Raw genomic sequence first — 12012 nt, forward strand, 5'->3', positions numbered from 1 at the left:
TCCGATTCAGGGTACCCGCCCCCTGGGCAGCCTGAAAAATCAGGGCTGGACCCGTTCTGTCACACCGAAAAATAAAGCGCGTGTGGGAGTGGAGTGGAAATCGAATCTTTCTCAGCGTCTCAGTCGAGATTCACGTCCGCAAAAGCCGGCGCCGGGTGGTGCCAGTAGCGCCGATGTTCATCACGCTGGCAATGCACCGCCTCGGGCTCGGCGCTGCGCCAGGTCGCGGCACCGCAATCGGGTGAATTCACCCAGCGCATGCCGCGCAGGCGGTAGCGCTCCAGCACCGCAGGGGCTGGGTGATTGAAACGGTTGCGGTAACCCGACTGCACCAGCACCCAGCTCGGGCGCAAGGTGTTGAGCAGCACCGGGCTGCTGGACGTGAGGCTGCCGTGGTGCGGCGCCAGCAACACGGTGGCGCGCAGCTCGGGGCGGGCCAAGGCCAGGCGGGTTTCTTGCGCTGCGTCGATGTCGCCACCCAGCCAGGCGCTGTGCTGCGCAGTGGCCACGCGCAGCACGCACGACATGGCGTTGCTGCTGAGCAAGCCCTTTCCATCGGGTCCATAGTGTTCAGGCTGGGGATGCAGTACCTCGAAGTCCACACCGTCCCATTGCCAGCGCTGGCCGGCCACGCAGCGTTGCGCAGGGTCGGCGTCAAACGACGACAGCCAGTGCGCCTGCGGCCAGGCGCTGCGCACCGCCGCCATACCACCGGCGTGGTCGCTGTCGCGGTGGCTCACCAGCACGGTGTGGGGCGCTTCGCCCAGGGCGCGCAGCAGCGGCACGACAATCCGTTGCCCTGCGTCGCTGTCGGGGCTGTAGCGTGGCCCGGTGTCGTACAGCACAGTGTGCCGGGCGGTGCGCACCAACACGGCGCTGCCCTGCCCCACATCGATCGCCAGCAACTCGAACTGCCCCACGGCTGGGCGCGGCGGCCCCCACAGCAGCACCGGCCACACCAGCAGCAAACCGGCACCGCGCACCGCCCACGGCAAGCGCAGCACGAGCAACACGCCGCCGAACACCCCGAGAAGCGCCAGCGGCGTGGGCGGTATGGCACGGTGAATGGCGGCCCAAGGCCATTGGGCCAGCCACTGCAGCGCAGCGGCCTGAGCCTGCACCGCCAGTGCGGCGGCATCCCACAGCAGCGGCACCACCACGCCGAGCATGGCCAGCGGCGTGATGACCAGCGTCACCCACGGGATGGCCAACAGGTTGGCCAACAAACCCACCAGCGAAAACTGACCGAACAACAACAGCGTCAACGGTGCCAACGCCACGGTGACCACCGACTGTTCGCGCAACAGCCCGCTGGCAGCGCGCAGGATGCGCCGAGAGCGAGGCTCGGACTGCGTCGGTTCGGCCAGGCGTTTCCCGGGGTCGGTGGCAAACAAGATGCCCACCGCCACAAAACTGAGCCAAAACCCCGGTTGCAGCAAGGCCCAAGGGTCCAGCTGCAGCACCGCCGCCATGGCCAGCAGCCACACCACCGGCCACGGCCAGCGCCGCACCGACAGGCGCAGGCCCACCACCACCGCCAGCATGATCACGGTGCGCTGCGAGGGCACGCCCCAGCCCGAAAACAGCGCATAAGCGCTGGCCAGCACAACCCCGCCCACACCAGCCGCCAGGGGAGTGGGCACCGCCAGCAGGGCCTGCGGCCACACCCGAGCCAGGTGCCGCCACAGCCCGCCAATAAGCGCGGTGGCCAACCAGGCAAACATGGTCACATGCAAGCCAGAAATGCTCATCAAGTGTGCCACCCCAGTGGTGCGAAACAAGTCCCAGTCGGCACGCTCGATGGCACTTTGATCGCCCACCACCAACGCGGCCAGCACACCGGCGCTGCGGGGCTCGTCCACCTGCACGGCGATGCGTGCGCTGACCCACTGCCGCGCCGCGTCCAGTGGGTGCCAGGCGGTACGGCCCAGATACTGGGGAGCGGGGTCGCCCGGGCCGTTGCGCACATAGCCGGTGGCGCCAATATCCTGTTCCCACAGCCAGCGCTCGCGGTCAAAGCCGTGCGGGTTGGCGCTGCCGTGCGGGCTGCGCAGGCGCACCAGCAAGCGCCAGCGCTCACCGGCGCGCAGGCCGGAGCTGTGCCGGTCGTGGGTGCCGGCCTCTTCCACCGCAGCCACGCTGCCGAACCCGCTCAGTTGCAACCTGCTGGGCAAGCTCACGGGCTGCCCCCCGCGGTAGGCCGACTCCACCGCCAGCTCAAAACCCTCACCCAACGCCGTGCGCCGTGGCAGCGAGGCCACACGACCGGTCACAACCAAGTCCAGGCCCTGCAAGTGGTGGGGCATGGCCTGTGCGGCAAAGTGGGCAGCACGAAGGCCCGTCAGGCCAACACCGGCCAGCAGCCCGCTGAGCAACGCGGCCACGAACAACGGCTGTGCGGGGAACCGCGCCCGTGAAGCCAGGCGCCTCAAGCGCATCAGCCAAACAACCCCAAACAACAGCAACCCGCTTGCCAGCAGCAGCCCGGCGTACACCCCCAAGTGCCACAGGGCCGCTTGCTGCAATTGCAGCGCCACCCCCAGCACCCAGGTCAGTAAAAAAATCAGGCCAGGGTGCACCATGCTCAGCACCTGCAAGCCGCCCTGCAGCAAGCCGATGAGCGCGTCTGCCGTGGCAACAAAGTCCACCGACAGGGGCATTTCTGGCCATCTGGCGCAAGACTTGCTAGCATGGGGGCGAGCCGCGGCGGCAACGCGCGTGCCAGTACATTCATTGTTTTGTTCCCCCCCTGTTGAAAGACACCAGCATGGCTATTCATGTTGCCTTGAGCCACATTACCCATTATCGGTACGACCGTCTGGTCAAACTCGGTCCGCAGGTGGTGCGCTTGCGCCCAGCGCCCCACAGCCGCACCAAGGTACTGTCGTATTCCCAGCGCATCGAGCCCGCCGGCCACTTCATCAATTGGCAACAAGACCCGTTTGCCAACTACCAGGCCCGCCTGGTGTTCCCCGAGCCCACCACCGAATTCAAAGTCACCATCGACCTCGTGGTGGAAATGGCGGTGCACAACCCGTTCGACTTCTTTCTGGAACCCAAGGCCGAGAAGTTTCCGTTTGCCTACGACGCGGCCCAGCAACAGGAACTCGCGCCCTACCTGGCCACGGCAGCGGTCACGCCGCTGCTGCAGGCTTATCTGGACAAGGTAGACCGCACCGAACGCCGCACCATCGACTTTCTGGTCGACATCAACCAGATGTTGCAGCGCGATATTTCGTACACCATCCGCATGGAACCCGGCGTGCAAACGCCCGAAGAAACCCTCACGCTCGGCAGCGGCTCCTGCCGCGACACCGGCTGGCTGATGGTGCAAATCCTGCGCCACATGGGTCTGGCCGCGCGCTTTGTGTCGGGTTACCTGATCCAGCTCAAGTCCGACGTGAAATCGGTCGACGGCCCCAACGGCCCCGAGGCCGACTTCACCGACCTGCACGCCTGGTGCGAGGTGTTCTTGCCCGGCGCGGGCTGGATCGGCCTGGACCCCACCTCGGGCCTGCTGGCCGGCGAAGGCCATATTCCGCTGGCCTGCACGCCGCAGCCGTCCAGCGCCGCGCCGGTGGAAGGCGCCATGGACAAGTGCGAGGTGGAATTCAGCCACCACATGGGCGTGACCCGCGTCTACGAATCGCCGCGCGTGACCCTGCCCTACACCGAAGAACAATGGGCCGGCGTGCTGGCCCTGGGTGAACAGGTGGACGCCGACCTGAACGCGCACGACGTGCGCCTGACCATGGGCGGCGAACCCACCTACGTGGCCACCGCCGACCGCGACGCCGCCGAATGGAACACCGACGCCCTGGGCCCCACCAAGCGCGGCTACGCCACCGAACTGCTGGGCCGCCTGCGCGAGCGCTACGGCGACGGCGGTTTCGTCCATATGGGCCAGGGCAAGTGGTACCCCGGCGAACAGCTGCCGCGCTGGGCGCTCTCCTTGTTCTGGCGCGCCGACGGCCAACCGTGCTGGAACAATCCAGCACTGCTGGCCGACGAACGCGACCCCGCCCGCTTTGATGCCGAAGACGCCCGCCGCTTCACCCAGGCACTGGCCCGCAAGCTTGGCCTGTCCACCCAATACATCACCCCCGGCTTTGAAGACACGTGGTACTACCTGTGGCGCGAACGCCGCCTGCCGGTGAACGTGGACCCGTTTGACTCCAAGCTCGACGACGAGCTGGAGCGCGCCCGCCTGCGCCGCGTGTTCACCCAAGGCCTGGATGCCACGGTGGGCTATGTGCTGCCGCTGCAAGCCGACGGCGACGGCCCGCTTTCCAACACCGGCAAGAGCGGTTACCTGCGCGTGTCGGGCACCCACTGGTCTACCGGGCCATGGTTCTTGCGCGACGAGCGCATGTACCTGGTGCCTGGCGACTCGCCCATGGGCTACCGCCTGCCACTGGACTCGCTGCCCTGGGTGTCGGCAGGCGACTACCCTTACCACATTGAGCAAGACCCGCACACCGCCCGCGACCCACTGCCCACCGGCGCCACCACCAGGCACCAGGTGTCGCCGCACCAGGTCGGCGGCGGCTTTGCCGAAGGCGGCACCGTGTCGCTGCAAGGCACCGACTACGGCACCACCGGCCCCGCCGTAGACGGTCTACGACCTGGCCAACCCGGCCCTGGTGCTGCCCCTGCACAAACTTTGTCGGCCAAATTCCCTCAGCGCCACGAATCGGCCGCCTGGCTCACCCGCACCGCGCTGTGCGTCGAAACCCGCGACCCGCACCGCGCCAGCGGCCCCAAGGCCGAAAAGGCCGGTGGTGGCAAAAACCAGCACCTGTATGTGTTCATGCCGCCCATGCAGCGGCTGGAAGACTACCTCGACCTGCTCGCCGCGGTGGAAGCCACGGCTGAAAAGCTGGGCATGGCCATCGTGCTCGAAGGCTACCCACCTCCGCGCGACCCGCGCCTGAAAACGCTGCAAGTCACGCCCGACCCGGGGGTGATTGAGGTCAACATCCACCCCGCCCACAACTGGGCCGAACTGGTGGACCACACCGAATTCCTCTACAGCGCAGCCCACGAAACCCGGCTCTGCGCCGAGAAATTCATGACCGACGGACGCCACACCGGCACCGGCGGGGGCAACCATTTCGTCATGGGCGGTGCCACGCCCAGCGATTCGCCGTTCCTGCGCAAGCCCGAGCTGCTGGGCAGCCTGGTGGCCTATTGGCACAACCACCCCTCGCTGTCGTATTTGTTCAGCGGCCTCTTCATTGGCCCCACCAGCCAGGCCCCCCGCGTGGACGAAGCGCGCAACGACCAGTTGTACGAGCTGGAAATTGCGTTGGCGCAAATCGAGAAAAACCGCGAACTTCACGGGCAAGACATGCCACCATGGCTGGTGGACCGCACGCTGCGCAACATCCTGATCGATGTCACCGGCAACACCCACCGCAGCGAGTTCTGCATCGACAAGCTGTACTCGCCCGACGCCCCCACCGGGCGCCTGGGGCTGCTGGAGTTGCGCGCCTTCGAGATGCCGCCGCACGCCCGCATGAGCATTGCCCAGCAATTGCTGCTGCGCGCACTGGTGTCGCGCTTCTGGCAACAGCCCTGGCACGGCAAGCTCACCCGCTGGGGCACCGAGCTGCACGACCGCTACCTGCTGCCCACTTATGTGCGCATGGACTTCCAGGACGTGCTGACCGACCTGGCCGACTTTGGTTACGCCTTCGATCCGGCCTGGTTTGAACCGCACTTCGAATTCCGCTTCCCGCTGGTGGGCGAGGTGGCCGCACGCGGCATCGAACTCACCCTGCGCAGCGCGCTGGAGCCGTGGCACGTCATGGGCGAAGAAGGCGCGCCCGGTGGCACCGTGCGCTATGTCGATTCGTCGCTGGAACGCATCGAGGTGCGGGTCAGCGGCTGGAACGACAGCCGCCATGTGATCACCTGCAACGGCCGCGCCCTGCCGCTGCACAACACCGGCACCGTGGGCGAATTTGTGGCCGGTGTGCGCTACAAGGCCTGGAGCCCCCCGTCGGCCCTGCACCCGTCCATTGCCTCGCACGCGCCACTCACCTTTGACATTGTGGACACCTGGATGCAACGCTCCTTGGGCGGGTGCCAGTACCACGTGGCCCACCCCGGCGGGCGCAATTACGACACCTTCCCCATCAACGCCTACGAGGCCGAAAGCCGTCGCATGGCGCGTTTCTTCCAGATGGGCCACACGCCGGGCAAGATGGTGGTCACCCCCGCTCAGTCGAGCCGCGAGTTCCCCTGCACGCTGGACCTGCGCACCTGAAGCACACCCCCTGAGCACGGGTGCGTGTGTGATCGATCGGGCGGCATGAAGCCCCGACCTCCACCCGCCCTGCACCCGTCCAAAGGCTTCGACAGGTGCAGGGCGAACGGTTCAAGCAGGCCCAATCGGTGCAACAAGGCGTCTGCCCTGATGGGCCATCCACCGCCCAACGGGCATACTCAGGCACAGTGAAACCAGAAGCCCCCCCATCCTTGTTCGACAAGTCCAGCACCGGCCAGCCCGGTGACTGGGCTTTGTCGCTCTCCATCCCCGCCGACCCTGGCCACCGCGACGAACTGCGCCAGCACGGGCGTGGCAAAGCCGCGAGCGACGATACGCTGGACCCCCACTGGGCCAGCTTTTTCGAGCACATCGGCGCCGATGGCTTCGCCGACCTGAACCGCCGCGCCGACAACCTGCAACGCCAGGTGCGCGACAACGGCGTGACCTACAACGTCTATGCCGACGCCGCCACCGGCCAGCAGCGCCCCTGGGCGCTGGACCTGTTCCCCACCATCATCAGCCCGCAAGACTGGACCCACATTGAAACCGGCGTGCTGCAGCGCGCCCGCCTGCTCAACGCCATGATGGCCGACCTGTACGGCGAAGGCGAACTGCTCAAGCGCGCCATGCTGCCCGCCGCGCTGGTGCAAGGCCACCCCGGCTACCTGCGTTCCATGCAAGGCGTGCAGCCACCCGGAGGCACCTGGCTGCACATCGTCGCGTTCGACCTGGCCCACGGCCCTGACGGTCGCTGGTGGGTGGTAGGGCAGCGCACCCAGGCGCCGTCCGGCCTGGGTTACCTGCTGGAAAATCGCATCGCCATTTCGCGCCAGTTTCCCCAGGCTTTTGCCGACATGAAGGTGCAGCGCCTGGCCGCCAGCTACCGCGCGCTCATGGACGGCATCAAGCGCATGGCACCTGAGGGCGACAACGCGCGCATTGCCCTGCTCACGCCCGGCCCGTACAACGAAACCTATTTTGAACACGCCTACCTGGCGCGTTACCTCGGTCTCACGCTGGTCGAAGGCAACGACCTCACCGTGCGCGACCAGCGCCTGTACCTCAAGACCCTCAAGGGCCTGGAGCCGGTGCACGCGCTCATCAAGCGGCTGGACGACGAATGGCTCGACCCGCTGGAACTGCGCTCGGACTCCACCCTGGGCGTGCCCGGTCTGCTGCAGGTGCTGCGCGCCGGCAACCTGCTGCTGGCCAACGCACCGGGCTCGGCACCGCTCGAATCGAGCGCCGTGCTGGGCTTTCTGCCCGCCATCAGCCGCCATCTGCTGGGCGAAGAGCTGGCCCTGCCCTCGCTGGCCACCTGGTGGTGCGGCGAAGACGCTGCCCTGCGCGAGGTGCTGCCGCTGCTCAAAACCAGCGTGATCAAGCCCACCTACCCGCGCTCTGGTCTGGAAACCGCCATGGGCCAGAGCCTGAGCGCGCGCGAACTCGACGAATGGTCGGGCCGCATGGTGCGCCACCCCGAGGACTACACCGTACAGGCCTGGCTGCCGCTCTCGCAAACACCCACCTGGGCCGACGAGCGCCTGATGCCCCGCTCGGCCATGCTGCGCGTGTTTGCCCTGGCCGACGGCCCACAGAGCTGGCGCGTACTGCCCGGCGGCCTGGTGCGGCTGGCGCCGCGCGGCCAGCTGATTGCGGCCATGCAGCGCGGCGGCAGCAGCGCCGACTGCTGGGTGCTCACCGAGGGCACGGTGGACCGCACCACCCTGCTGCAATCGTCGCCCAGCACACTCGCCGTCGCGACCCAAAAACGCCCGGTCACCAGTCGCGCTGCTGAAAACCTGTTTTGGCTGGGCCGCTACACCGAACGCACCGAAAACAGCATTCGCCTGGCGCAGATCGCGTTGAACCAGCTCAGTGGTGAAGAACCCTGCTCACCCGCGCTCATGGCCTGGTTGTCGGCCACCGCGCGTGAACACGCGCTGGTGCTGCCCGACGTGCCCGGTGCCGCGCAGTCACCCCGCGTGTTTGCCCGCAGCCTTATCGCCGCGCTGTCGCCACCGGCAGGCAGCCCGCAGGCCGCGCAATCGTTCAGCGTGGGCTTCAACCTGCGCGCACTCAAAGCCTCAGCCGCGCAGGTGCGCGAACGCTTGTCGCAAGAACACTGGAACCTGATCGAGCGCACCGAAGCCGCCTTTGCCCGCGACTGCGCCGCCCTGTCCACCGACGCCGAATACGCCACAGCCGAAGCCCTGAGTGCGCTGCAAAACGCCAGCGAACTGCTGGCCGCCATCACCGGTTCACAAACCGACCGCATGGTGCGTGACGACGGCTGGCGCCTGCTCTCGGTGGGCCGCCACATCGAACGGCTCATCACCCTGTCGCGCGCGCTCATGCTCGGGCTGGAACACCACTGCCTGCACGATACAGAGGGTTTCGAAGCGGTGGTGGCGCTGTTTGACAGCACCATCACCTTCCACGCCATGTACCAGCAGCGGCGCGACATGGTGGCCCTGATCGATCTGCTGGTGCTGGACCGAGACAACCCGCGTTCACTCGCCTGGGTGGTGCAAACCCTGCGCTCGCGCCTGGCCAAACTGGCCCAAAGCGCCACCCCGCAAGACGCCGTGCTGGCCATGGCCCTGCCCGACCCAGACACCTGGGTGCTCACCGAACTGAGCAACCCACAGCACTCAGCCGAAAACCAGCGAACCTGGAGCGATCTGGCCAGCCTGCTCAACTTCTGCGAGCTGGCGGCCGGCAACCTGTCCAACGAAATCTCTCGCCTGCACTTCAGCCACGCCGACCGGCAAAACCAGAGTCTGGGAGCCTGACCGTGTTGCTTCGCATCATCCACCGCACCACCTACCGCTACCAAGGCAGCATCGACATGGCGCAGCACATGGTGCACCTGTCGCCGCTGGACACGCCGGGGCAGCAGTTGCTCAAGCACGCCCTGCGCATCACGCCCGAGCCCGCCAGCCGCAGCCAGACCACCGACGTGTTTGGCAACCTGCGCACGTTTTTCTCCTTGCAGGCCCCCCACGAAACGCTCACCGTAGAAGCCGACAGCGAAGTGCAAACCCGCGCACCCGCCGAGCTGCCCCACAGCGCCGGCTGGCAAAAGCTCACCTGGGAGCGCGTGCGCGAGCACTTCCGCTACCGCGTGCAGGCGCCGTTTGACCCGGCCAGCGAATTCCTTTTCGCCTCGCCCTATGTGCCCCGCGACGACGCCTTTGCCGCCTTCGCCCGTCCAGCCTTCAAGCCCGGCCTGCCCATGCTGGCCGCCGCGCGAGCGCTCATGGAACGCATCCACACCGAGCTGAAATACGAAACCGACAGCACCGAAGTCAACACCCCAGCCCTGCAAGCACTGGAACAAGGCAAAGGCGTCTGCCAGGACTTCGCCCACATCATGCTCGGCTGCCTGCGCAGCCTGGGTCTGCCTGCGCGCTACGTGAGTGGCTACCTGCTCACCCAGCCGCCACCCGGCAAGCCCCGCCTGATTGGCGCCGACGCTTCGCACGCCTGGGTGTCGGTCTACGTGCCTTTTCCACCGGAAGGGCAAAACCGTGTGCAACGCAGCGAAGACCCGGGCGGTGACCCAAAAACCGATATCGGCAACAGCCTGGCGCCCAAACCCGCCACCGCAGCCGGTGCCTGGTTCGACTTCGACCCCACCAACAACCGCTGTGGCTGGGGCAGCCCGGGCGAAGACTACGTGACCCTCGCCACCGGCCGCGACTTCGCCGACGTCTCGCCCATGCGCGGCGTCATTCAAGGCGGCGCCCAGCACACCCTGGAAGTGGGGGTCACCGTGGCCCCGCCCGACGAACTGGCGGCGCTGCAAGCCGCCAAAACACCGGCTGCAGCGGAACCGGCAAAAGCCCCGGCGGCATGAAACCGGCGGCGCCTGCTGGCACACGCAGCCCGCGCTGCACCCCATGAATCCGCCTGATACAGCGGGGCCCGCCTAACCTCGGTCGATAGAATGGCCCGACCCTTTCCACCCGCTTTTTTACATCAGGAGCATTCCCCATGAGCGTTTACGACACATTGACCCAACTCGGCATCGAACTGCCCCCCGTCGCCATTCCCGCCGCCGCCTACGTGCCCTTCGTGCAGAGCGGCAACCTCGTCTTTTTGAGCGGCCACATTGCCAAAAAAGACGGTAAACCCTGGGTCGGCCAGCTCGGCCTGACCATGGACACCGAAGAAGGCAAAGCCGCCGCCCGCGCCATCGCCATCGACCTCATGGGCACCCTTGCCGCCGCCTGCCTGGCCGCTGGCAAAACCCTCAACGATGTGAAACGCATCGTCAAAGTCATGAGCCTGGTCAACAGCACCGGCACCTTCACCGAACAGCACCTCGTCACCAACGGCTGCAGCGAACTGCTGGGCCAGGTGTTCGGCCCCCAAGCCGGCGCACACGCCCGCAGCGCGTTTGGCGTGGCGCAGATTCCCATGGGCGCGTGCGTTGAAATTGAGTTGATTGCTGAGTTGGCCTGAACAGCCCACCCGCATGTCCACCGGGTCCGATCTTGCGCAAGACCTGTTCACACGCCGAACACCAAGCCATGCCCCCCGCCATCCGCTCGCTGCAAGCCGCCGACCTGCCCGCCGTGGCCCCACTGTTCGACCAATACCGCCAGTTCTACCAACAAGCGCCCAACCTCGAAGCAGCCCAGCGTTTCATGACCGAACGCTTCGAGCGCCAAGAATCGGTGGTGCTGGTGGCGCAGGCGCCAACGGGCGAGCTGGTGGGTTTTTGCCAGATGTACCCCTCCTTCTGCTCGGTCGAGGCCGCGCCTATTTACACGCTGTACGACCTGTTTGTGTCGCCCCTGGCGCGCGAAGTGGGGACCGGTCGGCAACTGATGCAGGCCGCCCAAGCGCGTGCCGCCGCCGATGGCATGGTGCGCATGGACCTGACGACCGCACGGACCAATTTGAAAGCACAGTCGCTCTACACCTCGCTGGGCTGGGTAAGAGACGATGTGTTTCTGACTTTTAACCGACGGGTGGCCGGCCCGGAGCGGTTGTAATCACTTTTCAAGAAGGTCTGAGTTCGTTGCGGTCTTTCACCTCGCGAGTGTGACCGGCAGTTCTGCAATGAGCACCAACTTGGGCTTTTTCAGGCTTCGGGATCGGCTATTGCTGTGACGCTGGTGCGTCTCAAGCGTCTGACGGAAACCGGATCGCCGGACTGAAGCTGCGCGAGCAATCGGCATAGAGGGGTCGCGATCATCGCAGCCGCCCCTGCCACAGCACCCGGCATGCGGGTCCGCACCGGGCGGTTCGAGAGCTTGAGGTCAGGACAGACGTGGCAATCTCAGCCCATCGAAGTACGCAATGGTCAGCACTCGCTTGATCGCTCCGTCGCTGTTGCGCCACCACCGTGGCAGTTGCCCGCCACCGGTCTGGCGACATCTTGCGAGGCCCCCCCAGCGCCTTGAGCTCGCGGTAGATCGTGCGGGGCCGCTTCCACTGCCTGAGCTGGATTGGTCCCACAGCGCATACTCTAGGAATTTGCGTCCGAAGGCACTGGCCACCGCGCTCTTGGCTTCGTTGATCTGAAGCTTCAAGCCCGTGTACAGCCTTCTGAGGAAGGCCATCACCCGCTCGCCGGCCTTGATGGGCTCTATGACGTTTTGAGTGGAACTTGACCTGACCGAGCTGGGTGTGCTGGGGTTCATGGATAGCGTAAATTTGCGGATATCAGTTCAATGACCACAACAAATAGCATGATCCTGAGTACAGAAGCCCTGTTCACCGCA

At 66.3% G+C, this 12012-nt stretch carries 6 protein-coding genes; 5 read left to right on the forward strand and 1 reads right to left on the reverse strand.

Translation table 11 applies throughout. The annotated features are described in order from the left end of the window. Positions 1–119: 119 nt before the first annotated feature. Positions 120–2660, reverse strand: coding sequence for a DNA internalization-related competence protein ComEC/Rec2 (locus Q7J58_RS12150; protein ID WP_304828159.1), 2541 nt, complete (start codon positions 2658–2660; stop codon positions 120–122). A 107-nt stretch (positions 2661–2767) separates the two neighbouring features. Between Q7J58_RS12150 and Q7J58_RS12155 the strand changes: the two genes are divergently transcribed. From Q7J58_RS12155 to Q7J58_RS12175, 5 genes are all read left to right on the forward strand, one after another. After that, positions 2768–6271, forward strand: coding sequence for a transglutaminase family protein (locus Q7J58_RS12155; protein WP_304828162.1), 3504 nt, complete (start codon positions 2768–2770; stop codon positions 6269–6271). Positions 6272–6483: 212 nt separating this feature from the next. After that, positions 6484–9069, forward strand: a complete 2586-nt coding sequence (locus tag Q7J58_RS12160) for a circularly permuted type 2 ATP-grasp protein (protein ID WP_304828165.1) — start codon at positions 6484–6486, stop codon at positions 9067–9069. A 2-nt stretch (positions 9070–9071) separates the two neighbouring features. Further along, a complete protein-coding gene (locus tag Q7J58_RS12165; protein WP_304828168.1) occupies positions 9072–10136 on the forward strand; it encodes a transglutaminase family protein in 1065 nt (354 codons plus the stop codon). 137 nt (positions 10137–10273) lie between these two features. Beyond that, positions 10274–10744 carry a RidA family protein gene (locus Q7J58_RS12170; protein ID WP_304828171.1) on the forward strand — a complete coding sequence of 157 codons (471 nt, stop codon included), beginning with the start codon at positions 10274–10276 and terminating at the stop codon, positions 10742–10744. Positions 10745–10812: 68 nt separating this feature from the next. Further along, positions 10813–11280, forward strand: a complete 468-nt coding sequence (locus tag Q7J58_RS12175) for a GNAT family N-acetyltransferase (RefSeq protein ID WP_304828174.1) — start codon at positions 10813–10815, stop codon at positions 11278–11280. The last annotated feature ends 732 nt before the right edge of the window (positions 11281–12012 follow it).

The organism is Hydrogenophaga sp. (genome assembly GCF_030656115.1).
GTDB lineage: Bacteria > Pseudomonadota > Gammaproteobacteria > Burkholderiales > Burkholderiaceae_C > Hydrogenophaga.